23 protein-coding genes are annotated in these 22,396 nt (G+C 44.3%); 4 read left to right on the top strand and 19 right to left on the bottom strand.

Features of this window, described 5'->3' with window-relative positions; all coding sequences use genetic code 11:
• Positions 1 to 46 precede the first annotated feature (46 nt).
• Together EJ063_RS07970 and EJ063_RS07965 are read right to left on the bottom strand one after the other, a co-directional pair.
• Positions 47 to 1,357 carry an LssY C-terminal domain-containing protein gene (locus EJ063_RS07970; protein WP_126573721.1) on the bottom strand — a complete coding sequence of 437 codons (1,311 nt, stop codon included), beginning with the start codon at positions 1,355 to 1,357 and terminating at the stop codon, positions 47 to 49.
• A 17-nt stretch (positions 1,358 to 1,374) separates the two neighbouring features.
• A complete protein-coding gene (locus EJ063_RS07965) occupies positions 1,375 to 2,103 on the bottom strand; it encodes a glycosyltransferase family 2 protein (RefSeq protein ID WP_126573719.1) in 729 nt (242 codons plus the stop codon).
• 338 nt (positions 2,104 to 2,441) lie between these two features.
• Here EJ063_RS07965 and rplY point away from each other — a divergent pair, with 338 nt between their 5' ends.
• Positions 2,442 to 2,720 carry a 50S ribosomal protein L25 gene (rplY, locus tag EJ063_RS07960; RefSeq protein ID WP_126573717.1) on the top strand — a complete coding sequence of 93 codons (279 nt, stop codon included), beginning with the start codon at positions 2,442 to 2,444 and terminating at the stop codon, positions 2,718 to 2,720.
• Between the two features lie 378 nt (positions 2,721 to 3,098).
• Here the strand turns inward: rplY and EJ063_RS07955 are convergent, their stop codons facing one another.
• From EJ063_RS07955 to EJ063_RS07945, 3 genes are read right to left on the bottom strand one after another with little or no spacing between them, the layout of a single operon-like run.
• Positions 3,099 to 3,731, bottom strand: a complete 633-nt coding sequence (locus EJ063_RS07955) for a LysE family translocator (protein ID WP_126573714.1) — start codon at positions 3,729 to 3,731, stop codon at positions 3,099 to 3,101.
• On the bottom strand, positions 3,728 to 5,053 hold the full coding sequence (locus EJ063_RS07950; RefSeq protein WP_126573713.1) for a serine hydroxymethyltransferase: 1,326 nt from the start codon (positions 5,051 to 5,053) through the stop codon (positions 3,728 to 3,730). The genes EJ063_RS07955 and EJ063_RS07950 overlap by 4 nt, the downstream gene beginning before the upstream one ends.
• Positions 5,054 to 5,069: 16 nt before the next feature.
• Entirely contained in the window at positions 5,070 to 6,071 is a 1,002-nt protein-coding gene (locus tag EJ063_RS07945; protein WP_126573711.1) for a phytanoyl-CoA dioxygenase family protein, read from the bottom strand.
• Positions 6,072 to 6,359: 288 nt separating this feature from the next.
• Between EJ063_RS07945 and EJ063_RS07940 the strand changes: the two genes are divergently transcribed.
• A complete protein-coding gene (locus tag EJ063_RS07940) occupies positions 6,360 to 6,665 on the top strand; it encodes a Fis family transcriptional regulator (protein ID WP_126573709.1) in 306 nt (101 codons plus the stop codon).
• A 116-nt stretch (positions 6,666 to 6,781) separates the two neighbouring features.
• On the opposite strand, the gene EJ063_RS07935 is transcribed toward EJ063_RS07940, so the two are convergent.
• From EJ063_RS07935 to tssI, 6 genes are all read right to left on the bottom strand, one after another.
• The gene (locus tag EJ063_RS07935; RefSeq protein ID WP_126573707.1) at positions 6,782 to 7,120 is read right to left on the bottom strand and encodes a cytosolic protein; all 339 of its coding nucleotides are present in this window, start codon (positions 7,118 to 7,120) and stop codon (positions 6,782 to 6,784) included.
• A 181-nt stretch (positions 7,121 to 7,301) separates the two neighbouring features.
• On the bottom strand, positions 7,302 to 7,706 hold the full coding sequence (locus EJ063_RS07930; RefSeq protein ID WP_126573705.1) for a DUF1801 domain-containing protein: 405 nt from the start codon (positions 7,704 to 7,706) through the stop codon (positions 7,302 to 7,304).
• 129 nt (positions 7,707 to 7,835) lie between these two features.
• Entirely contained in the window at positions 7,836 to 8,525 is a 690-nt protein-coding gene (locus tag EJ063_RS07925) for a flavin reductase family protein (RefSeq protein WP_126573703.1), read from the bottom strand.
• Between the two features lie 68 nt (positions 8,526 to 8,593).
• On the bottom strand, positions 8,594 to 9,091 hold the full coding sequence (locus EJ063_RS07920; protein ID WP_126573701.1) for a fasciclin domain-containing protein: 498 nt from the start codon (positions 9,089 to 9,091) through the stop codon (positions 8,594 to 8,596).
• Between the two features lie 190 nt (positions 9,092 to 9,281).
• Positions 9,282 to 9,641: a PilZ domain-containing protein gene (locus EJ063_RS07915; protein ID WP_126573699.1), complete on the bottom strand. Its 360-nt coding sequence runs from the start codon at positions 9,639 to 9,641 to the stop codon at positions 9,282 to 9,284.
• 239 nt (positions 9,642 to 9,880) lie between these two features.
• Entirely contained in the window at positions 9,881 to 11,986 is a 2,106-nt protein-coding gene (tssI, locus tag EJ063_RS07910; RefSeq protein WP_126573697.1) for a type VI secretion system tip protein TssI/VgrG, read from the bottom strand.
• A gap of 317 nt (positions 11,987 to 12,303) precedes the next feature.
• Here tssI and rarD point away from each other — a divergent pair, with 317 nt between their 5' ends.
• Positions 12,304 to 13,194 (top strand): EamA family transporter RarD, encoded by an 891-nt coding sequence (gene rarD, locus EJ063_RS07905; protein ID WP_126573695.1) that lies wholly within the window; start codon positions 12,304 to 12,306, stop codon positions 13,192 to 13,194.
• A gap of 55 nt (positions 13,195 to 13,249) precedes the next feature.
• On the opposite strand, the gene EJ063_RS07900 is transcribed toward rarD, so the two are convergent.
• Together EJ063_RS07900 and EJ063_RS07895 are read right to left on the bottom strand one after the other, a co-directional pair.
• Complete coding sequence (locus EJ063_RS07900) at positions 13,250 to 14,668, bottom strand: basic amino acid/polyamine antiporter (RefSeq protein ID WP_126573693.1); 1,419 nt, start codon at positions 14,666 to 14,668, stop codon at positions 13,250 to 13,252.
• Between the two features lie 468 nt (positions 14,669 to 15,136).
• On the bottom strand, positions 15,137 to 15,358 hold the full coding sequence (locus tag EJ063_RS07895) for a hypothetical protein (RefSeq protein ID WP_126573691.1): 222 nt from the start codon (positions 15,356 to 15,358) through the stop codon (positions 15,137 to 15,139).
• A gap of 286 nt (positions 15,359 to 15,644) precedes the next feature.
• Between EJ063_RS07895 and EJ063_RS07890 the strand changes: the two genes are divergently transcribed.
• A complete protein-coding gene (locus tag EJ063_RS07890) occupies positions 15,645 to 16,517 on the top strand; it encodes a patatin-like phospholipase family protein (RefSeq protein WP_208640366.1) in 873 nt (290 codons plus the stop codon).
• A 7-nt stretch (positions 16,518 to 16,524) separates the two neighbouring features.
• On the opposite strand, the gene EJ063_RS07885 is transcribed toward EJ063_RS07890, so the two are convergent.
• From EJ063_RS07885 to EJ063_RS07860, 6 genes are all read right to left on the bottom strand, one after another.
• Entirely contained in the window at positions 16,525 to 17,127 is a 603-nt protein-coding gene (locus EJ063_RS07885) for a 2OG-Fe(II) oxygenase (protein WP_126573687.1), read from the bottom strand.
• A 111-nt stretch (positions 17,128 to 17,238) separates the two neighbouring features.
• Positions 17,239 to 17,577 carry a DOPA 4,5-dioxygenase family protein gene (locus EJ063_RS07880; RefSeq protein WP_126573685.1) on the bottom strand — a complete coding sequence of 113 codons (339 nt, stop codon included), beginning with the start codon at positions 17,575 to 17,577 and terminating at the stop codon, positions 17,239 to 17,241.
• Between the two features lie 123 nt (positions 17,578 to 17,700).
• Positions 17,701 to 18,927, bottom strand: a complete 1,227-nt coding sequence (locus EJ063_RS07875; protein ID WP_158675995.1) for an alpha/beta hydrolase — start codon at positions 18,925 to 18,927, stop codon at positions 17,701 to 17,703.
• Between the two features lie 97 nt (positions 18,928 to 19,024).
• Complete coding sequence (locus EJ063_RS07870; RefSeq protein WP_126573682.1) at positions 19,025 to 19,663, bottom strand: response regulator; 639 nt, start codon at positions 19,661 to 19,663, stop codon at positions 19,025 to 19,027.
• On the bottom strand, positions 19,656 to 21,017 hold the full coding sequence (locus EJ063_RS07865) for a cache domain-containing protein (RefSeq protein WP_126573680.1): 1,362 nt from the start codon (positions 21,015 to 21,017) through the stop codon (positions 19,656 to 19,658). Before EJ063_RS07865 ends, EJ063_RS07870 begins: the two co-directional genes overlap by 8 nt.
• An 89-nt stretch (positions 21,018 to 21,106) precedes the next feature.
• On the bottom strand, positions 21,107 to 22,390 hold the full coding sequence (locus tag EJ063_RS07860) for a TRAP transporter large permease (protein ID WP_126573678.1): 1,284 nt from the start codon (positions 22,388 to 22,390) through the stop codon (positions 21,107 to 21,109).
• Between the last annotated feature and the right edge of the window lie 6 nt (positions 22,391 to 22,396).

The raw sequence follows: 22,396 nt of genomic DNA, 5'->3' as shown, positions 1-22,396 counted from the left end.
ACATTGAAGGCATAGGGTGGCGAAATCAGGCAATCAACTGCCCAATTTAAAGCAACAAATCACCTGCAGGCAGAATTTTATTTTCCGCTAAATCGGTAATGATCAGGAGTCGACCATCGGTAAAGTAATCGTGCTCTTCATCTAAAACCACGGGCGTTAATGCTTCGCTCAACGACACTTGATGAGCACTAAAACCTCCCGCGACTTGCGCTAACAGCCTATCTCTTTCGGCATCAACGTTAGGGTCAACACTGTGCAATACCGTCACAATTCCAGAATACGGCGTAAGCTGTAATCCATCGTCATAGCTCAATGCCCCTAACCACAACTTTTGCTTCGTTTGTGGATCTCGCCCTGCTTGCCACCAACGAATATGGCTACGCTTTACTAAGTTCCCCGGCAGCTGAAATGCCATTTCTTGTGGGATATGATTCCAATAGAGATCAGAGACTGGCGGTGTTTTATCTTTGAGCAATTGAACATAGTCCATCAACTCTAAATCGTTGCGGGAGAAAGTTTTGTTTTCAATCCAACCTAACTCGTTCATTAACGTTTTTGGCGTTTCACCGTAGTAGACAACGTTAACGGCCTGCGCATCAAACACCGAAGATTTTCCCGGATAAACCTTAAGCGTCAAATGAGCAAGTTCTGTCTCTCTTTGAGCTAACTTTTCTGTTTTTGCTACCGCTTCGAGTTGATTATCATCCGCATAAAAGAAAAAGTGTGTGTAGTTGACATAGACCATCGATAACACCACAGCGAGCGTGAGCTTCGTAAACAGAAAGCGCCAGCGAAGCTTCTTCCCTATCCAATAAAAAACAAGGCACCCACCCAGTGCAAGTAAGGTCGGGATATGCTCGATGGTAAAGATCTTCGCTTGCTCAATGATCGGAAAATGTTCGACCCCATAAGAGAGCAAATAGCCCCACGCGACAAACTGGCCGACGCCCAATATCAGACCAATGGTCGAAAACAAAGTAAAACGTTGCCATGTCACTTTCTGACTTCCAGCGATAAACGGAACAACCCAAGCCACAGGCCCTAATAAACGCGCAAATGACAAAACGTAATTTCCTTTCTTAGTCATTAAATGACGACACTTTGCAATCGGTCGTCGAACTTTAGGTTGCCACTTCACCAGTTTTTTCTGAGCAGAAAAGCCAAATTTACGCCCGATCACGTAGCTCATTTGATCGCCGAGAAATCCACCCAGCAGCACGGCAATGAGCCCGGTGTATATCCCTTGATGTAACTGATACCCAGCAGCAATAAGAAATGGCTCACCGGGCACAAATAAGTTGGGGCCGATCAAAGCATCAAGTAGCGCCCCAACAAACAGACTGAATCCTTCAAACATCTCCAATCACCTAGCCATTATTGCTCTTTGTAGTGACCGAATTTGTATTCCATTTCGTTGTTTCTCATCTCTCCGAAGAACAGACGACGTAGATTCGCTTTAAGATACGTTGCGCCCATTTTGAACACCCCATCTTGATCAAGACGACGGGGATCAAAGCCGAATGTCAGTGGTAAAAAGCGGAAGCGCCATGTTTTGCTTGCACGTTTTACGTAATCGCAGTCTTCGCAGAGTACGATCTCTTCATCGAAACCGTTCAGTTGTTCATGGACTCGTTTTGTCGAGAAAATACAGGCACCCACTGCTGTTGGGAAAACGAACTGAGTCGTGAACAAGCCCAAATTAAACAGACCGTAACCAAACTTGTGTACCAACGGCAAATCTTTCGCCCCCATGTACACACCGGCGACCTCTAGCTGCTTTTGATCTAGCTGACTCACCGCATTGGCTAGAAAGGTTGGATCAAGTTGCACGTCCGCATCTAAAAACAGTAAGCGTTCGTGTTTTGCTAATGAAGCCCCCGTGTTTCGACCTAGGCTCACGCCGCGTGTCTCCATTTTGTGAACAGTAAGTGCTGGCAAAGAGGATTCATAAGCCGCAACCACTTCTCTTGTTGCGTCATCACTGTTTGAATCAACAACGATCACTTCAAATTCTTTGTGAGTCTGCTTACTTAGATCTTCCATCAAACGACCGATTCTCTTTTCTTCGTTTAGTGTGATAACTACAATGCTAACTGGGCTCATGGTGGGCTCCTCAATTTGTTCTGAATAGACGTTTTTCGTTATGTTGACGACTAAGTTACACTCCCCTGACTTAACCGCGGGTGAGCGTTCTATTCAGATTGAGTTCATAGAGTGAAGAAGGTAGGCGAGACGGCAACTGAACTAAACTTAACCGTTTGATTCTATATGCGGTTAAATTGGCTCAGAACTGCGAATATCAGTTGCGAGTATAGGTAGAGAGTGGTAGTATCCGCGCTCGCTTACAGAGTTACTACCAATTTCTCTTGAGCGTTTACCACACATGACAAGGTCGCATTGTTAGTGTGAATATGAATATCTTAAATTTTGAGAGTAATACTATGAAATTTGAAGCAGTAGTACGTACTGAACTAGGTAAAGGTGCGAGCCGCCGCCTACGTCACGCTGGTAAATTCCCTGCAGTTGTATACGGCGGTGAAGAAGCAGCAGTTTCTATCGTTCTTAACCACGATGACGTTATGAACCAAATGGACAAGCCAGAATTCTACGAAGCAATCACTCTAGTGATCGACGGCGCAGAAGTTAAGGTTAAGCCACAAGACGTACAACGTCACGCGTTCAAGCCAAAAGTTGAGCACATGGACTTCATCCGCATCTAATTCCCTACCAGGAATTAATTCGGATTAAATCCAGCCTTTTGCATATAAGATAATCGGCCTTACCATCCGAGAAGTCTAAAAATTCGAAACCCCGATGCTACCAACATCGGGGTTTCACCGTTTTTGAAGCCTCAAAAACGCTCTCAATTTTCTTCAAATTACGGTCTCACCTAATTTGTTCTTTAACTCTAGAACATATCTGAAAGTGCCTTCAATACCAAAGTGTCCGGTTTGCACTTCCTTAAGTTGGCTACTTAAAATATTCGGAGAATCAATTTCACAATTCGCTACAACTTTGCCATAGGTCTGTACTTTAAGGCTGTCGAAGTCGATAGCTAGATTGTTCTTATAGATAAGACAATCTATTGCATACTAATTTTACGAGGAGTTTACCAAGGCCATCACACCTAACAGTATAAAAATACTACCGGACCACCTTGAGAAAAAATCAACCCAGTTACTTCTTGCTTGAAACTTTTTCTGTAGATGACTCGCCATCAAAACACTTAAAAGATCAGCGCTGCTAAACATTAAATTCGTAACAACTCCCAAAATAAGTAGTTGGAGCCAAACAGCAATACTTCCTGCTTCATTCACAAACTGTGGAAGAAAAGCAAGATAAAAAATTGCGGCTTTAGGGTTCAGAACATCTACAATGACACTATCAATGAACGTTCTTTTAGGGGAGGTAAGGTTGCTTTCAAAAGAAGTTATACGTACTTTCTTTGTTAGATAGATGCGGTGGAAACCTAACCAAATAAGATAGAGAGCTCCTAGCTTTTGAATGGCAGAATAGAGAGAAGGATTAGCTAAAAGCACCGAAGACAAGCCTAATACAGCCAATATCACATGAAAATACCCCCCTATATGAAGGCCAAAAGCTGCCATAATTCCTACTTTCTTCCCTCCTGACACTGCTTGAGCAATACTGTAAAGCATTGCAGGACCCGGCATAAACGCATATAGCAACGTAACAAATAAGTAGGTAAACAATTCTGGAATTGAAATCATTGTCCACCCTCCAAGCAATATTTAAAGTCAGAAAATGTTGAAGCTAACTCAACTACTACATTACGCGCCTCCTTCAAATTGTAATTACCTTGTAGAACGCCTGCGACTACCTCAGCTAAAACAACTATTTGACTTTGTGTGACCCCTAATCGAGTAATTTCTGTTACACCAAAACGTATCCCGGATAACAACTCTCTATCTTCAGGGAGTGGGACTGCATTAGCAAAAACCCCAACATCAGCTAGACGATAGCATGCTAAACGAGCACCTTCTTCTTGAGTCCATTTCACAACAACTTGATGAGTTTCGGTAAAGCCTTCATCAGAGCAGAGGACATCCAATCCGTGCGCCTGTAAGTTACTAGCAAGTTGCCTAGCATTAAGTATCCCCTGCGCCATATATTCATGGCCATACTCCTTTAATTCTAAGCATGAGAGCGTCAGGGCAGCAATTCGATTAAGTTGATGTGAACCAGTTAGCTTTGGGAATATAGTCGTGCTAACCGGAGAAGAAAACTTTTCCGAATTCCAACAAATCATTCCTCCCTGAGGGCCACTAAACGTCTTTCCTGTCGATGCAGTGTAGATATCAGCTCCCAAAGATAAAGGGTTTGGGTAAACCCCACCAGCTATCAACCCTGCTTGGTGTGAGCCATCAAAAAGTAACATCCCTCCCCAACGAGAAATAATGTCTTTTATCTCTTTTACAGGAAAGGGAAAAAGATTGAGACCTGCACCTAAACTCACTAATTTCGGTTGTCTAAACTTAGCCATGTATTCAAAGGCGTTTAAGTCAATTTCGAGGGTATTCGGATCCACAGGAAGCTCTGAAATGGAGTAGTTCAAGATCCCCGGGGGGCCCAAATTATGGTTACTAGAGTTACCACCATAAAATGTATTGAGGGTGGACATGTCTGATACTTTGAAGTGGTTTTTGAGAACTGCGTAGACAACTGTATTAGCATGAAGCCCTCCTAAAAGCCTAGGGTCTGCATGATTACATTCAAATAATTCCTTAAGTAATACTATGCAAAGCGCTTCTATTTCATCAGCTTGATCAAGCCCCGTAAAAAAACGGTTATTTCGTCCAATAGATCCGCCTGAGGCTCTAGACCCCAAGTCACAACTTAGTAGTCGCCGAGCTTGTGAACTCATAGGGCCTTCTGCTGCCACAAGATTTATTCCTGTCTTCACTCTCACAGTATCGTGTCGCTCTATCAGAGCTCTTAATTTTTGATAGAGCTCTTTAGAAGTCGAACACCCAAGTAAGACAGAAGCATCATTCAGAATATTCATGTCATGCATTTGTTTGTTGATAATCACTTTCTAACCTCCCTTCTCACGTATAACTATTACGTGTGTTAGAGAGATCCTTACCAGAGAGCAGTAAGCTAGAATGTTTTGTGATATCTATGTTTGAACCATCAGTAAAGTCGCCCAAATGTCGAAGTGGATAAATTTCCGTATCCGTTGTCGTCACTCTAAAATTAATGCCAAACCGGTCATTAGCAGATGTATTAGGAAGAGAGCCATGCATAGTTCTTTCTGTGAAAATAACAAATTCCCCTTTTTTCATAGGGATCGTCACTATATCTTCTTGGCTCTCGTCTACACCCAATGTTTTTTTTGCAGGTAGTTTTGCAAGCTCAGCTCGAACATAGGCTTTAACATCCTCGAATGTTTTCCCACTAATTTGATAATTTTCAAAAAGCCCGCTGGTATCAACGTCCAATACTAATGTGTAATTATTCGCCCTTTCGACAACGTCTTCGATTGTTTTACAGTCAATAAAAGGATCATGCCAGAACTCAGATTCTGTCATCGGAACCATGGTTTTAGGATATTGTTTTTTATGTGAACCACGAATGAAGCGCAACGGAGCACAATCAAGCTCAACATCAGTAAGAGCGACCCAAACTGTTAAATTCCACCAATGATCTCGCCTTTCTTGTTTGGGCCTTAAACTAGGCTTATTATTGCCAATTTCTTCACCATCGAAATCCCCCCACTCTTGGTGCCAGCCTGTACCATTCTCACCAGATTGCTTGTGAAAAATTTTTGAGCGCCAAAGAGCTAGATCACCTCCAATTAGAGACTGTAGCTGTGGGATCAAAGCTGAATCTGTGATCAACTCTTTAATTTCCGTCGATACTAAATGCCAATCCCGGACAGAGTAACGACCATACAGAGGATGAGGCTCTGGGCTTTGAGCTATCTCCCTAACTTCCTTTAAAACATCTTTAATTAATTCGACATTTGCGAACCTCGGTAATGGACCTATATAGCCATCTCGGTGAAAACGCTTGATTTGCTCTCTCGTCAATCCTTTACTCTGTTCCATGATTAGCTGCCTGCCCTGCGGTGTAAATTAAGAGCTTCCAACCTAAAGTCTTTCATTGAATAGCCTAAAATTATTAATTTATAATTTATATTTAGAGAAAAGCTTTAGTTCTCGCTAAATGAGTTTGTAACGACTTGACGAATTATTTCCAAATGGCACTACCCTAATTGCTCCACTAACCTAGAGCCTATTTAACAATTACTGTAGTGGTCTAATAAAGCCGGACACCATTTTAGATGTTAAGATACACTCTCAGCTAAAAGCGTTAAAAAAGAGGGAATTAGCCTGATGCGCAAATCAGATAAGAAGATCGAAAACCAGATTCGAGAAGTGTTAACCGATGTTTGTGAAGATACACTAAAAGGCTACGATGGTTTTCTCTGGGTGACGCATACGGTCAACTACTCTTCATTTCCACAGAGCTTAAAAATTATCTGCGTATTCGACACCAATCAAGATAGAGCAAACTTTTTGCAAGGAGAAGGCCCGCAGCATGTCTCTGCAACGGTCCAACAAGCGTTTAGTAAGGTTGGAGTTCAGCTAAAGAACGTCGCTAAACTAATCAGTTACGAAACTCAGCAAAATCGTAAGTGAAATCATCAATGAAAGTGAATTAGGTTGTTACGAGTACTAAGGCTTTATATTTCGATTTTCGATACAAAGCCTTAGGTAAAGTGCCAGTTCGCCGCTTTCAGCTGACTGGGTTGCTTTCAGTCTAAACGGGTAATAAAGCTTTGCTCGTCATCCACAAAAGCGACAAAACCACCGTGATAGATAAACACTCGACCACGCCCCTCAACTAAGCAGGCAAGCTGCGGATTCAAGTCTTCTTCGTTATCCTTTCTTTGAAAAGTACCGGTATCGGTAATTACGCCGTTGAGATTAGGTAGATATCCAAAAGTGCGTTTGGCTTGATCGATCAGGCTAAGTTCGCTGTCAATAGAGAAGCAAGAAGGGATCGGCCCAGCGTCTTCGATAAATATAGGTTTCAGTTCTTCAAAAGCGGTAATCACCAGCCAGTCAATACCGTTAACGTGATGGATGAACATAGAGTTTCTCAATAATTCTGATGCGCAGATTGTATCACCATCAGGGTAGCGCCTTGTAGAGGTTCAGTGGCTAAATCTCAGAACGCATGGCTCTCACGCCCTACCCAGTTGAATAACTTTCGCTACTCAAGTCGCTCACTAAGTCACTCACTAAGTCACTCAAACAAAAGCTTGCGAAACTCTACGCACCAAGCAATGGTAAATGCTTACGCTGCTGATAGGTTAATGCGAGCTCTAAGCAATGTTTAATGGGTGCTTGAGGTAAAGGCTCAGATAACGTTAGAACGATCGCCCTATTGCCTTGGAATCTTAGCACTTCGCCATATAACTCTCGGAACGTATCCACTAGCTTGGTCTGACAATGAAAAAACAGATAATAGTCGTTGGGCGATTTTAGCTTCCAGTCCATTCTAACAAGGCTTCCTGCCTTAACGTTGTAGCTCGGCTCGCCCCATTTTAGGGATTCGTCAACCTCGCCTGCATCGAACTCCGCAGCTATTGCGAAGAGAAGTTCTCGCAGTTCAATGAGTCTTAGACGAGCATGTTCTGGGTATTGTTCGAAGTGATTTTTGACATCCTTGTCCATTGGGTTTCCCTAATTAAGATTCTGCTCGCTCTCTGGCCCGTTTATTCATGTTACCTCTACGGACTCTTTTTATCATCTATCCTTAACGAGAATCACTTCATAAACGCTCGTTTGTTGTTTGCAAGCATGCTAAGACAACTTATCGGGTTCGCTCGGCCATTCGCTTTGTTCTCCGTTTGTAGAAAGAGGCACTAGCGCTTTGTCAGGCTTGGCGTATTCCAGTCGAAACAATCGTTGAGTCACATGGTAGCTGTCTAAGCCGCTGATCGTCACCCACTCCATCCCCTCTATATCTAAATAACCATCGGGTTGAACAATCTCTCTCGGAAGATGAATCGCCTCAATCTGACCAATCACCATTTCGGTATTATTGCTCCTAATTGTCTGGTGCTCTTTCAGACTCAATGCGATTTTTACACTGCTTTCTAAAACAAATGGCGCGGCGAATTCGTTGTCAAATTGAGGGGTCAGACCCACTGCTTCAAACTCACTTTGGTGCTTAGGATAGCGCGCTGACGTTTGGTGTGCGAGTGAGGCAAAGTCAGCTTCGACCGAATTTAAGGTAAAAGCACCAACCTGGAGGATGTTTTCCAACGTGTGCCGTTGCACCGAGTTAGGACGACTGATAAAGCCTAATAAAGGCGGATTGGAGCCGAGATGAATCACTGAGCTGACGATAGCAAGGTTGGGTTGCCCTTCCGCATCAACCGTAGCCACCATATTTGCACTTTTGAAGCCACTTAAGCTGTTGATTAACCTCGCACGATACCGGCTTTCCATATCGGCAATTTGCTTACTACTGATTTTCTGTTGCTGCATGAAGGATTCCGTCCAAAAAAAGGGCAAAGCGATGCTCTGCCCAATATGCATTAAATAGAACGATGGGTTTATTTAGGAAGGATGACTTGATCAATCACGTGGATAACACCGTTGCTCGCTTTCACGTCCGTTGCTACCACGTTGGCGTTATCAACCATTACGTTGCCATCCATGACTTTAATCATGACATCTTGGCCTTGAACGGTTGTTGCTTTGTCTAGTTTAACGACATCTGCTGCCATCACTTTGCCAGCCACAACATGATAGGTGAGAACCGCTACAAGCTTGTCTTTATTCTCTGGTAGAAGTAGAGACTCAACCGTTCCCTCTGGTAGTTTAGCGAAAGCTTCATCAGTCGGTGCAAATACCGTAAATGGACCTTTGCCCTTCAACGTATCGACCAAGTCAGCGGCTTTAACGGCAGCGACAAGTGTAGTGAACGATCCATTCTCCACCGCAACATCAACTATATCAGCCTTCATACCGTGGTTGTGAGCCTGTGCAGGTAAGATAAATGTGAAGAGTGCGATTAAAGCTGTCGCAAGTGAAAGTGTATATTTAACCATGAGTCCATCCCTTAAGTGAGGAGCTAAGCTCCATTAGCTGTTGTCTTACTTCGCTAACCTCTACGGGCTTAATTTACAAACAGATCAATGGCGGATTGTATTTAAAGTGGGAAAACACATGCGCAAATACGACAAAGGCGCACAGAGAGTGCGCCTTTGCTTTAACTAAAACTAGAGACCGAGAGTGAGACTAGTACGCCAACTCATTTCTTAATTTTTCGAAAAATGCAGGGAACTTGGTTCGAATATAACGCTGCTGATCGACCATAATTTTAAACGTTGGCCCTTTCTTCAGTTGAATGATCACTTCTTCGTTATCAAAACGTAACACCGCGCCTTCAATTTCAACCATATCCTCTTCGTTGAGATTGAGTACGCCTTTCACGCTCAATCCTTTATACATTTCCGTTAAAGGATTAGTGACCATGCGAATGCCGCCCTCAGAAACTTCTGTTACCTGAAACATCTCGTTGCCGAAGCGAACAAACGGCCGAGCTCGTTTCGGATACTTCAAGCGGTAGTATTTACGTTTCTGATCCACGCTATTCATTCTTTTGTCCTATATCTTGTCACTTACATACCAACCAAAGTAACAATCTCGTCCTTTTAAGTGGTCATAGTCAGCAAGTCATCTTGCTTAAATCTCGATGCTCATGCCTATAAGTATAGACATCACCCACTTCAATCAGGCGCTATATCATCCTATTAACGAGTATCTTACCTAATTCGACAAACTATTTCTTAAAATATTTGACCTTATGCTGACAACTTGACCACTGTTGGGTCTTTTTAAGATTGGCGGCATGGGCACTCCTTCAATGGACACGTCCCATCTGACTTTTTCTGACAAATGGTTGTTACCGCAACATCACTCTTTACATCGATGTTATGTTGCTGAGCCAATACTGCGACCGGATTGATGAACAAGGCCTCTTCTGGCGCTTCCAATTCTTCTATACCCATTGGCAGCTTAGCTTTTACGCCACCATACCCACTGCCACTTCCCGCACTTCCGCCCGAGTTAAGGTTGATGGCGGCCCCCACTAGATGGACTCCACCAGCATCCACTTTAATGAAGCTGCCTCCTGCTTTGATCGTCAAGGCGCTTCCCGCATCAAATACGATTTTGTTCCCTGCTTTTAGATGAATCTCATCACCGCTATCAATAACCGTTTTCTGGTTCACTTTCTGCTCAATAGACTGACTGACGCTGACACTCTTATTGCTTCCAGTTTGTTCATTGAAACTACCGTCAATGGAGAGGTGTCGATGTTTTTTCGTCAGTGTGTAGTTTTCTGACTCAACCGTGAAATGTTGGTCATTGTCGACATCTAACACATGATCATTTTGTACTTTGGAATCCCAATCTCGCTGCGCATGAAGGTAGAGTTTTTCTTGATTGGCTTGGTCTTCAAAACTCAGTTCGTTAAATCCATCGCCTTGGTAAGAATGAGTGCGGATAACCGTTTTGGTTTTGTTGTTAGGTAAAGGATAAGGCGGTCTGTTCACGGCATGATAGGTGCGACCTGTAATGATGGGCTGATCCGGGTCACCATTGAGAAATGTTACAATCACTTCGTGCCCGATTCTCGGGATGGTCATCATTCCATATTGGCTTCCTGCCCACCCTTGGCTGACTCGAACCCAACATGAACTCTGTTCGTTGGCGTTGGAGTACCTGTCCCAATGAAAATGAACTTTCACTCTTCCATGCTCATCGCAATAGATCTCTTCCCCGTCAGGGCCGACAACCGTTGCAATCATTGGCCCATCTACCCTAGGCTTAGTCATGGACTTAGGCTGCCAAACCAAATCGGCAGGAATCACTTTAAAGGTGTTGTGATACGTGGTGATGCCACTGCCCCCTTCTTCTTCCAACGCTTGAGGCTGTGTGCCTATGTGCTCAACTGAAACAGCTAGCCACTCTCGGTTCACTTTTGCGCTGTGATGTCCAGTGAGCTCAAACTTACTTCCCGCCGCTAAATTAGGACAATTACTTGCCCCAGACGCTGTTTTAGATTCATTCCGAAGTTGATTAAGGCGAGTAGTGGTAATCAGTTGGCTCAGTTCATCACTTTTAAATCGTCCCGGGTAGTCAAAATGCTCATACGAATCTGTTCGTTGATGATTGATTTCTTGACCACTGACAGGGTTAGAGAAAGAGTAAGAAGGCTTTTTGAAACTGCGGTCTAGAAGTGTCACATGGCTGACATCAGAACGTGTTGTCAGCGCGAAGTGGCGCACATAGGGTTGGTTGGCCAATCCTCCGCTGAGGTTATTGTAAACCAGCGGTTCAACACGCTTAGTTAGAGGTTCACTGGCATCGGTAAATATCACACTATGTTTGCCGCGTTGGTGGCTAAAGCTATACACCAACCCCTCTTCTGAAGCTAAGCGATGCAAAAAGTCCAAATCAGACTCTTGATACTGAACGCAAAACTCTCTCTGAGGGTGAGGATTCTTGAGCATAAATTGATAGCCACTCACCCCCATTTCAGACAACAACAAGGCGATGATTTCTGGCACCGTTTTAAATTGGAATGAGCGCGAATTTCTTCGCAGCGACAGCCGTTCGATGGCTGGAACGGCAACGAGCTGATAGTGCGTATGATTATGGCCAGTATCGCCCACAGAAAACCGGCGTACTATTCCGTTCAAACGTTGGACACACTCCCCATCCATAAACACACCAAAGTCGAGTTCACGATCAACAATGTCTCTTTCGTTAATGTCAGATCTGCGGCTCGCGAGTTTGAACTCATAGCGAAACCCATTACACACCTGACCTTGCTCATCCTGTGTTTGAGAGAGCGACTCTGAACCACGGTATTCGATAACACGTAGCGAATCGGGCGGAAGGCCATCAATATCGATATTGAAAGTTAAGATTGGCATTAAGAGTTCCTTCTATATGGCCCGAGCACTTAACATAAAAGAACGATGAAGCAATCTTAATACCAAGGAAAATAGACAAGATTTCAATAGCTTAAAAAGAGAAAGACTCTCTTTAAGTAATAAGTTGTTGTGATTAAGCAGTTATCTGCCCAGCTTGACGAATAACCGGTTGCCTCTCTTTAGTTAGAGACAAGACCTTGCTTTTAAAACGGTCGCCGAGGTTTGTAAAACCTGTCCGATATTTATAGGAATATTCTCTTTACATTTTGAATGAAGAAGCTTAGATTTCGCTCAATTTCTAACAACTTGAGGTCATTATGTCTGAGCAACGTTTAGGCAATGCAATGGCTGCCTTTTCCTTTTTACTTTGGGGCTTGCTGCCTCTTTATTATCAGTTCTTACCGTATGCGGCGACCGATGAACTCATCGCGATAAGATTGATCGCCTCGGTTCCTTTTGGCGCTTTGATCGTTTTAGCAATAACGAAACGCATGCCCAGCTTAAAGGCAATTTGGGCTGATAAACGGTCTTTATTGTTTTCAACGCTGGCGACCGTGATGATGTCTATTTCATGGTGTGCGTTTACTTGGGCGATGACCAACGACAGAGTGATCGATGCGAGTTTAGGCTTTTTCATTAGCCCGATCACCATGATGGCGTTGGGTGTTTTCTTTTTAAACGAAACGCTTTCGCTTGGTAAAAAGGTCGCTTTAGTATTGGCTTGTATCGGTTTGAGCTACCAGATCATTCATTACGGCAGCGTGCCATACATTGCGTTAACCATGGCCATTTTTTTCACTTTTTATGGTTGGTGTAAGAAGAAATCGTCTTATGAATGGAGTACAGGGCTGTTTGTCGAAGCGTTAGTTCTTTTACCTATCGCTTTACTTTATATCCTGTTTAAAGAGTACACGATCGGAACGGTTTCCCTTCACTCCGGTATGCAAACATTCTGGCTTTATGTCGGGTCAGCACCCGTCACATTGCTGCCATTGGTCTTCTATTCTATCGCGATTCGACTGACCTCTATGTCGACCATTGGCTTAATGCAATACATTGAACCGACCATTCAGTTTTTCTTGGCTGTCTATCTATTCGGTGAGCTGTTTGATGAGGTTAAACTGGTGAGCTTCAGCTTCATCTGGGCCGGTTTGATATTTACTATTTTTGATAGTTTGCGTTACCGATACCGAGCAAAATTCAGATAAGCCTATTGAAAAATCCCCTGCGACTTACTTATATTTAGTCGTCGCAGGGGATTTTTCAGAAATTCAAATTGATACTGCCTTGCCAGATTAGCCCTGCCGCCACAAGGGCACCCCCCCCCAAGATACACGCACCTAATTTTTCTTTTCCTTGGAACGCCGACACACCCTGCTCTTTTTTCGCTTTCACGTAGAAATAGAGCCCTGGCAAATAAAGTAGTGCCGACAAGAGTAAGTAATCTAGGCCAGACGCATACAGTAGCCAAAGTCCATAAAATGTAGCACCAATACCAATCAGCAATAAGCTGCCTTTGTCTTTTTGTTCAATGGCAATTTTCAGGACGAAAGCACCAATCAGAAAATACGGCACTAGAATCATCTCTGAGGCAATGATCAACAATGTGTCATAAGTACTGCCAGCAAACATCACGAATACAAGCGAAACTTGAATCCAAACGTTCGTCAATGTCAGTGGCCGTACTGGGCTCCCCGCTTTGTTTACCTTGGCATAAGCTTTAGGGAACATGTTTTCTTTGGCACACAAGTATGGCGCTTCTGAAGCGAGAACCGTCCAACTCAAGAATGCACCACAAACTGAAATCAGTAATCCAACGCTGATAATGTATTGACCCCAAGGACCCAATATATGAGTCAGCACCTTCGCCATCGATGGGTTTTGATAGCTTGCTAGCTCAACAGGTTTGATTACGCCCATCGACAATAAGGTGACAAATACATAAATCGCGAGTGCGGTTAATAAACCCAGGATCGTTGCGCGGCCAATGTCTTTACGATTACGCGCTCGACTCGACACCACCACAGCGCCTTCAATACCAATGAATACCCAAACGGTGACCAGCATTGTGCTCTTAACCTGTGCCATTAGGTCGTGACCTTCACCGAAATGAAGCCCAGTAAAGTCGAGGGTGAACGTGTTCCAGCTAAACGCAAACATCGTAGCCACAATGAAGATCATCAACGGAACCAGCTTCGCGTACGTAGTCACCATATTGATCAGAGCTGCGGTTTCAACACCACGAAGCACTAACGCATGCACCATCCAGAGCAAACAAGAAGCACCAATGATCGAGATGAGCGTATTGCCTTGGCCGAAAATGACCTGATCTGGCGTGTCGAACAGCATACCTAACGTACTGAACACAATGACCAAGTAAGAAACGTTGGCCAACATGGCACTTAGCCAGTAGCCCCAAGCCGAGCAGAAACCAACAAAATCACCAAAACCATCTTTTGCGTAGCCAAACACACCGCTATCAACATGCGGACGCTGAGCGGCTAGTTTTTGAAATGAGAGTGCGAGAAAGATCATCCCGACACCTGTAATCGTCCAGCCAATTATTACCGCAGCAGGGCTGGCAACAGACGCCATATTCTGAGGCAAGCTGAAAACACCAGCACCAATCATTGAGCCAATAACGATCGCAGTTAATGAGCTCAAGCCGAGTTTATTATCCATTATTATTTCCGGGATTACCGTTTAAGGGGTGCAATAGTACGCCTAATTGCGCGCAAAGGTTAGAGGCAGCGTGATCCATATCGCGCACATTAAAGTCGAATCTTACCTTTCATTGTCACCGATCAATTCAAATGGCGCATTATAGTCATTTTACGAAAGGGATTTGTGAGCAGTTCTAATTATTCACTGATATATGACGATGCCACGGAGGTTTTAACTAATCATTTCCTAATTAACAAGCATAATTATCTAACCTAAAAGTATATTAGCCGCAGACCCTGGTACATTTCTAAGCTAAGCGCACTTTTTACCTTCGTGTCTAAAAATTTGTTCTAGACTGAAAGTAATAAGAGTAAAAACGCTCTGTTACGCATCTTTTACTTCCTGCTTGTACGGCCGCATTTCGCGGCCAATTTTTTATTCTGGCAATAAAAAAGCAGCCATATGACTGCTTTAAAACTCATCTAATTAGTGACTGGCCGCATCACTGCGGGATCCAAACTCAGCTTGCTGATAGAGCTCGGCGAGCGTCTTATCTTTTCTTGTTTTGTTACTGGCAGATTTGGCTGAAGAGTGATAGCTCTTATCGTTAAGTGCTTTTTCATGAGCTTTTGCTGATTGGATAAATTCAGGATCAGCCAAAGCTTGCTGACGTAGGCGGTTAACGCGTTCAATGGTTTCTAATAACATAATACACCTCCAATTACCTGTATTTATATCCAGTATAGTTCATTCTCATCAAGGATCAAGAAGCACTGGTCTTTTATACAGTTATTTTCACTAACTCTATGAATATTGAGGTTATCAGTAATGTTTTCTTAAATAAAAATTGCAAGATCTATTTGTTTAATTGTCAAAACCTATTAAGACGCATCGTTATTGCCTATCACAGTTATACAAAAGACCGATTTTTCGAATGAGCGCCGAAGGCATAAGATCCTCTCAGATTAAAAGAAAATGACAAATCCAGAGAGTGATCATTATGAAAGCATTGGTTGTTGAAGGCGGAGCGATGAGAGGCATCTTTGCTGCAGGCGTATTAGACACATTTATTGAAAAGGACTACTACCCTTTCGACTTTGCCATTGGTGTTTCAGCTGGAGCATCCAACTTGGTCGGCTATCTCGCAAAACAATATCACCGCAGTTATAACGTGATTACGGAGTTGGCCACTGATTCTCAGTTTTATAACCCTCGTCGTTTTGTCAAAGGTGGGAATCTCGTTGATGTAAATTGGTTAGTATCCGAATCGGAGAAGCGTTACCCAGTCAATACAGAGGCACTGTTTTCCAACACTCCTATGCTCGCGACAACAACCAATATTGATACAGGCTTGGCAGATTACTACCAGGTTACCCCGTGCAACTTAGAGCAAGTATTAGAGGCAACAGCAGCCCTGCCGCTAGCTTATAAGCGTACCCCATGCTTCTCAGGTGGCTGTTATACCGATGGTGGCGTGGCAGATTCGATCCCGGTTATTGAAGCTTATCATCAAGGGGCAAAAGAGATCACGGTTATCCTCTCGCACCCATTGAGCTACGAAATGCCTAAAAGCAAAAGTTCTTGGATCATCAAACGGTTGTTAAGAAAATACCCGATGATTGGGAAAGCGATGGCAGAGCGATCCACTCGCTATAATCAAACGCTTGAATTTATCCGTAATCCGCCTCAAGGCGTGACTGTACGAGTGATTTCACCGCCTGAAACGTTTCGTATTAAGCGATTGACGATGAATACATCGCTACTCAACGAAGGGTATGACATGGGATTGAGTGAAGGGAAAAAACACCTTGCCAGTCGACAAGGCGTTTACGGTTTAACAGACGAGAATTGTCACTTTTGCCTATAGCGTTCGATCAGTGTGCGATATCTAATTGGTTGTTCTTAACACCGTTAACACGGAACCAGCCGGCAATACTGAATCGCTCGGCGTTTGTCGGCAGCACTTCGTGAGGGAACTGCTCAGAGAAAAAGACAAACAAACGCCCCGCTCTCGGAGGAATGGTTGCGATCTTATTGTCATCAAGATCGTAAACCACCAGCTCACCTGCATCTTCTTCAGACCACGATTCGTTCATATAGAACACGGTCGTTAAGCGGCGATTTTCATTACCTTTGAAGCAATCTAAATGCTTTTGGTAAAAATCGCCTTTTTCATATTTGGCAAAATGCGCTTCATACTCAAACAACCCTAAGAAGAAATGGCGGTTAGCTTCTAAGCGGATTTGCTCCATCTTATCAAGGAAACCTGCAACCGGCTGCCCCATGTCACGTGTTAGCCATTGGATTTTATCACTGCGAATGGAGCTCTCACGCATCACGTCATCATTACGACCAATACGCGCTTTGTTCCAATCTTCAGGTATTGAGTCCCTAAGCTGCGCAACTTCCTCTTCGCTTAAAAAATCATCCCAAACATAGTAGCCTTGCGTAAATAGCGCATCGATCAATTGATTCATGTCGCGTTGGTATCCAAACTTAAAAGTGAGGACGCCTTATACACAAGTCAGCCAATCTCGCACAATTCAGGTTTCTTGTCGTGACGACAAAGCAACCCTGCACGCTACAAGCTACAAGCTAGAGAGATTTAGAGGAACCGGTTCACCAAGCCAATAAGCAAAATCAGTATGATCTTTAATGTCATCACCCGTCAGCGCATGAACGAGCACTGAGAAGGTGCGTCGGTGTGCTTCTAGCCAAGGGATCAATTGCTCGAAATCTTGGTGAGTAAACGTAATCGAGAAACTCCACTTCAGATGTGGGCCGACATTTTTTTGGTTAAAGCGGCCAACCGACAGATCGAATTGTTCACTCACCGCTTGGCGGAGTTGCTGCGCTTCGTCAGAGGTTGATTCATCAAAGTAGATGTGAGCGTGATAGTCACTGTGTATGTTTTTTGGAAAGGGCATAGTTATTCGTTTTTATGAGTGTCGAAGCATTCTATCACTTGTCTTCCCCTTCCCCGAAAAGACTTACATTCATTACAAAAAAGCCAGAGCAAGGCTGCTCTGGCTAAATTATCAACTCAACGTTTAGATGTTGCTGGTTAGGAACTGGGTAATCGCCTCTTCTGCTGCCTTTCCTTCTGGACAGTGGCCTTCATCGCCATAAAACTCCACTTTACCTTGAGACGATAAGGCGGCTGTTTTCTTCATATCTTCTGGAGATGAAACCATATCATCTGATGTGTTGATCACAAGTAGTGGTGTATCCATACGCGTTTTGCCATCAAAGTAGCCCTTTGTTTTCAGTGACAGTGGCACCGTAAACTGACCAAAGCTTTCTAGGTCATTAATATCAGCACCAACACGAGTACCAAACGACTGTGACGTCATGAGCGGCAGCTCTGGGAACAAGAAAGGTTTTGTCAATAAACCATCAACAACCGTACAACGCGCGACAACTGCTTTAAGCTCTGGCTGCTTGATTGCAAATTCCATTAGCGGAATACCTGCGCCCGATGAAGAGAGTGCGCCAATACGGTCACTATTGATACGCTTATCGGCTTTGATAAATGCTAATGCGCCATCGTGAGTCAGTGTTTCAGTGCCTACTGACATCACGTTGTTACGGTTAAGGCCCGCACCCGGCATATCAAACGACAGTACAGCAAAACCACGCTCTACCACTTGGTCAATGGATTTTTTGTGTTCCACTAAGCTCTTATCTACACCACCAGTCCAAAGCACAGCCGCTAGGTTGTCAGATTTGTCTTTCGGTAAATGCAGAAGGCCAGTTGCGCTGCCGCCGTCAGCCAATGGAAACTCAACACGCTCCACCTTTTCACCTGAGGCTGTCGCGGCCAGTACATACGCATCAACGGATTTGTCTAGCGCCGCCAGTTCATGATCGGTATGCAGATTTGGGTAGCTTGCAATCATCCACAATGTTGATGCTTTGCGGTAGTTGGTTGCAGCGTCTGTACCTTTGTTCGCTAAATCAAAATGGTGTTGAGCCTGCTTAGAGAACTCGTAAGTCCAGTAACCTGCTTTGTTGTCATTGCTTTGGTCACGCAAAGTTAAACCACCATTGATATGCTCCAGTACTGCGTCAACGTCCGCCGTTGTCACACCCATTTTGTTCCAATCTTCTAGGCGAAGTTCGCGGTACCAGTTTTCTTGGTTAGCAACAATATGAGACGCACCACGAAAGTTCTCATGGTTCGCCTTGTTCGTATCTTGAGAGGTAAGGTCTGCATTCGCATGAGCGCCTGCGGCACAAATAAGTGAAACTAGAGATGCGATAAGCTGCTTTTTCATTGTTCTTTCCTTTGGACTTTTCTGTAGGGACCAGGGAAAGATACCTGACGGCATGTGAAATAGATGTTATCGACATATTTTTCATATTTATGATTAGCTAACTGACTATCCCCTGTTCGAGAGCAAATTTAGCCAGTTCAGCCGTACTATGAAGATCCAGCTTGTGTTTGATGTTTTGTCGATGAGTCTCAACCGTTCGATAACTGATATTCAGCAAGGTCGCGATTTTCTTGCTGCTGTTCCCCTCTGCCACCAGCTTCAATACCGCTTCTTCTCGGCGACTAAGTGGGTTTGGTTTTTGAATAGAGGGAATGACTTCTTGTGAGAAAAGCGTTTGTGTCGCTGATTCACAAAAATAGGTCGAGCCTAGATAGACGGTTTTTATCGCTTGAACCATGCGCTGAGCACAGATCTCTTTGAGCATATAGCCCACAGCCCCAACCTGCATCACTTTCATGATGTATTCTCGGTTGTCGTGCATGGTCAGCATCAGCACTTTGACATCTGGTTGCGCGTCTTTGATGATTTGTGTGGCATCAATACCATTCATGACCGGCATGCTCACATCCATCAATACCACATCTGGACAAAGGCGCTTAACCACATCAATAGCTTCCAATCCATTGCTTGCTGAGCCAATCACTTCAATATCAGCTTCTGTCTGCAAACGTGCAATAAAGCCATCTAATACCACTTGATGATCATCAACAATCACCACTTTAATTGGGTTATCCATACACCAATCCATCCAATTCAAGTAATACGGTAATTTCAGTGCCAAATCCTAGGTCACTTTCAATTTCAAAATCACCACCAATGAACTCTACCCGTTCACGCATGTTTCTAAGCCCGATCCCCTGCTTGCGAAGCGCAGTATTAACGTCAAACCCGACCCCGTCATCGGTAATAATCAGCTGGAGCATATTGCCCATCTGCTGCAAAACCACGCTGACTTTGTTTGCACTGGCATGCTTTTCAATGTTGGTCAGCGACTCCTGAGCCACACGGTACAAGGTGGTCGCAATTTCTGACTTCAACTTGCCTTTCTGGGTCGAAAGAGAGGCCTCAATCGACACGCCCGAGTGAGCTTTGAAATCCAAGAGCAAACTGTTGAGTGCCGCTTCAAGGCCGATATCATCAAGTGCGCTGGGTCTTAAGTTATGCGAGATATGCCTAACTTCATTGATTGCAGTCATGAGCGATTGTTGAGATTGAGAAATGTGTTGTTGTAGTGGCTCGTCATCAATTTTACTCGCTAGCAGTTCTAGGTGGCATTTACTCGAGACCAGCAACTGATTGATACCATCGTGCAGCTCTCTGGCGAGGTGCTTCTTCTCATCCTCTTGGAACATCACCGTTTTGTGGGCCAACTCTTTTAAGCTTTTATCGGCGAGTCGATGTTCGTGTAGATTGACCGCGAGAGTGATCACCACAATGACGCCCACTGTCACGCTCACAATGACAATGACCGAGAAAAAGGTCGTTTCGATGTTTTTGTTTACCTCAGACTTTAACTTCGCCACTTCATAAGCAATGTCTTCAATGTATAACCCAGTGCCGATCATCCAGTTCCATTTGTCTAACCAAGCGGCATAACTGAGCTTAGGAACGTTAACGCCCGTAGATGGTTTCTGCCATAAATATCGGTGATACCCACCGCCAGTCTTAGCTTGATAAAGAAGAGATTCAATCAGGTGATTGCCATTTTCATCTTGAATATGCAGTAAGTTTTGGCCAATTAGGTCAGGTAGAATTGGGTGGACAAGGTTGGTTCCAGACTCATCGTAAACAAAGAAGTAGCCATCTTGATCTTTGCCGTAACGCAGCTTGGAAAGAATCGCTTTAACCTCTGCTTGCGCGGCCTCTTTGGGCAAGCTGGTGTCGTTATAAATATGAGAGATGGCATCAAAGGCGAGCGAGACATGATCTTTCAGTGCGGTCTCTTTTGAACGGATTAAGCCATCTTCAAAGATCTGCACTTCTTTATCACCCAGCGTTTTCGCTTGATGAATCGCGATCCAACTCGTCATCGCTGTGACTAACAGCAATGGCAATAGGCTGAGTAAGATCAACTTGGCTTGAAGAGGCATTCCTTTCCTCCAAAATAACAGGGGCTGCTCACCACCTTGGTAAGCAGCCCCACTGTATCAGGACTGAGCCTATTTTCGTAACTTAGCGATCACATTCCATAAAATTCTGGGAACACCAACAAGCTTGCCAAGACGAGAATCTGAATCGCGATAAATGGCATCACACCGCGGTAGATGTCTCGAGTCGTCACCCCTTTTGGTGCGACTCCTTTTAGGTAGAACAAGCTGAAACCAAAAGGTGGGGTTAAGAACGACGTTTGTAGGTTCATCGCAATCAAGATCGCAAACCATGTCATGTTAATGCCCATAATTTCAGCCACTGGTGCCAAAATTGGGACGATGATGAAACAGATTTCCACGAAGTCGATGAAGAAACCTAAGATCAAAATGACCAACATCGTGATGATCAAGAAACCCCACTTCTCACCCGGAATTTGCGTCATCCAATGTTCGACTAACTCATCACCACCTGTATACGTAAAGGCCATTGAGAATGCCGTTGCACCCAACAAAATAGCAAATACCATCGCGGTCACTTTTACGGTCTCTTTTGACGCTTCATACACCATCGACCAACTAAACTGACGGTATAGCAGAGCTAGAACAATCGCCCCAGCACCGCCTAGAGCCGCCGATTCGGTTGGCGTAGCAACACCGGCAAAGATAGAACCCAGAACCACAACAATCAACGCTAGCGGCGGGATCACAGCTTTGAGTGCCGTTATCACTTCTTGTTTACGGCTAATGGTGCCATCACTTGGAATGGGCTGCGCTGCTTCAGGGTTTAGCTTCGCATAGATAAGAATGTAAATGACATACGCGCCAACCAGAACCAAACCAGGCCATACTGCCGCTTGGAAAAGATCCCCAACCGGTACACCTAACACGTCACCAAGCAGAATAAGAACAATAGATGGAGGAATGATTTGGCCCAATGTGCCTGACGCACAGATGGTGCCACAGGCTAAGCCTTTATCGTAGTTGTACTTGAGCATCACTGGTAATGAGATAAGGCCCATTGCCACCACCGACGCACCAACCACACCCGTTGAAGCCGCCAATAACGCGCCAACTAATACAGTCGAGATTGCGATACCACCGCGAACCCCACCAAACAGTTTGCCCATCGACTCCAATAACTGTTCAGCCAGACGTGTCTTCTGCAACACAAGGCCCATAAAGACGAACAACGGAACGGCCATCAGAACCGTATTTTCCATGATCGACTGGATGCGGTAAGGCATAAAGGCAAACATCTCCATGCCTTCAGCCCAAACACCAAAGATAAGCGCGATACCACCAAAGGTAAACGCCACCGGAAAGCCAAGCAGCAAAGCAAACAAGGCTACAAAAAACATGACAATACCAACCATGACTGT

It is taken from the genome of Vibrio aquaticus (genome assembly GCF_003970385.1).
Taxonomy (GTDB): domain Bacteria; phylum Pseudomonadota; class Gammaproteobacteria; order Enterobacterales; family Vibrionaceae; genus Vibrio; species Vibrio aquaticus.
The sequence above is the reverse complement of the archived record's forward strand: the minus strand, read 5'-3'. Positions and strand labels throughout refer to the sequence as shown.

Coding starts and splice junctions, on each gene's coding strand:
- EJ063_RS07970 (WP_126573721.1), bottom strand. CDS start 1,357: ATGTTTGAAGGATTCAGTCTGTTTGTTGGGGCGCTACTTGATGCTTTG.
- EJ063_RS07965 (WP_126573719.1), bottom strand. CDS start 2,103: ATGAGCCCAGTTAGCATTGTAGTTATCACACTAAACGAAGAAAAGAGA.
- rplY (WP_126573717.1), top strand. CDS start 2,442: ATGAAATTTGAAGCAGTAGTACGTACTGAACTAGGTAAAGGTGCGAGC.
- EJ063_RS07955 (WP_126573714.1), bottom strand. CDS start 3,731: ATGATTTCAATTCCAGAATTGTTTACCTACTTATTTGTTACGTTGCTA.
- EJ063_RS07945 (WP_126573711.1), bottom strand. CDS start 6,071: ATGGAACAGAGTAAAGGATTGACGAGAGAGCAAATCAAGCGTTTTCAC.
- EJ063_RS07940 (WP_126573709.1), top strand. CDS start 6,360: ATGCGCAAATCAGATAAGAAGATCGAAAACCAGATTCGAGAAGTGTTA.
- EJ063_RS07935 (WP_126573707.1), bottom strand. CDS start 7,120: ATGTTCATCCATCACGTTAACGGTATTGACTGGCTGGTGATTACCGCT.
- EJ063_RS07930 (WP_126573705.1), bottom strand. CDS start 7,706: ATGGACAAGGATGTCAAAAATCACTTCGAACAATACCCAGAACATGCT.
- EJ063_RS07925 (WP_126573703.1), bottom strand. CDS start 8,525: ATGCAGCAACAGAAAATCAGTAGTAAGCAAATTGCCGATATGGAAAGC.
- EJ063_RS07920 (WP_126573701.1), bottom strand. CDS start 9,091: ATGGTTAAATATACACTTTCACTTGCGACAGCTTTAATCGCACTCTTC.
- EJ063_RS07915 (WP_126573699.1), bottom strand. CDS start 9,641: ATGAATAGCGTGGATCAGAAACGTAAATACTACCGCTTGAAGTATCCG.
- tssI (WP_126573697.1), bottom strand. CDS start 11,986: ATGCCAATCTTAACTTTCAATATCGATATTGATGGCCTTCCGCCCGAT.
- rarD (WP_126573695.1), top strand. CDS start 12,304: ATGTCTGAGCAACGTTTAGGCAATGCAATGGCTGCCTTTTCCTTTTTA.
- EJ063_RS07900 (WP_126573693.1), bottom strand. CDS start 14,668: ATGGATAATAAACTCGGCTTGAGCTCATTAACTGCGATCGTTATTGGC.
- EJ063_RS07895 (WP_126573691.1), bottom strand. CDS start 15,358: ATGTTATTAGAAACCATTGAACGCGTTAACCGCCTACGTCAGCAAGCT.
- EJ063_RS07885 (WP_126573687.1), bottom strand. CDS start 17,127: ATGAATCAATTGATCGATGCGCTATTTACGCAAGGCTACTATGTTTGG.
- EJ063_RS07880 (WP_126573685.1), bottom strand. CDS start 17,577: ATGCCCTTTCCAAAAAACATACACAGTGACTATCACGCTCACATCTAC.
- EJ063_RS07875 (WP_158675995.1), bottom strand. CDS start 18,927: ATGAAAAAGCAGCTTATCGCATCTCTAGTTTCACTTATTTGTGCCGCA.
- EJ063_RS07870 (WP_126573682.1), bottom strand. CDS start 19,663: ATGGATAACCCAATTAAAGTGGTGATTGTTGATGATCATCAAGTGGTA.
- EJ063_RS07865 (WP_126573680.1), bottom strand. CDS start 21,017: ATGCCTCTTCAAGCCAAGTTGATCTTACTCAGCCTATTGCCATTGCTG.
- EJ063_RS07860 (WP_126573678.1), bottom strand. CDS start 22,390: ATGGTTGGTATTGTCATGTTTTTTGTAGCCTTGTTTGCTTTGCTGCTT.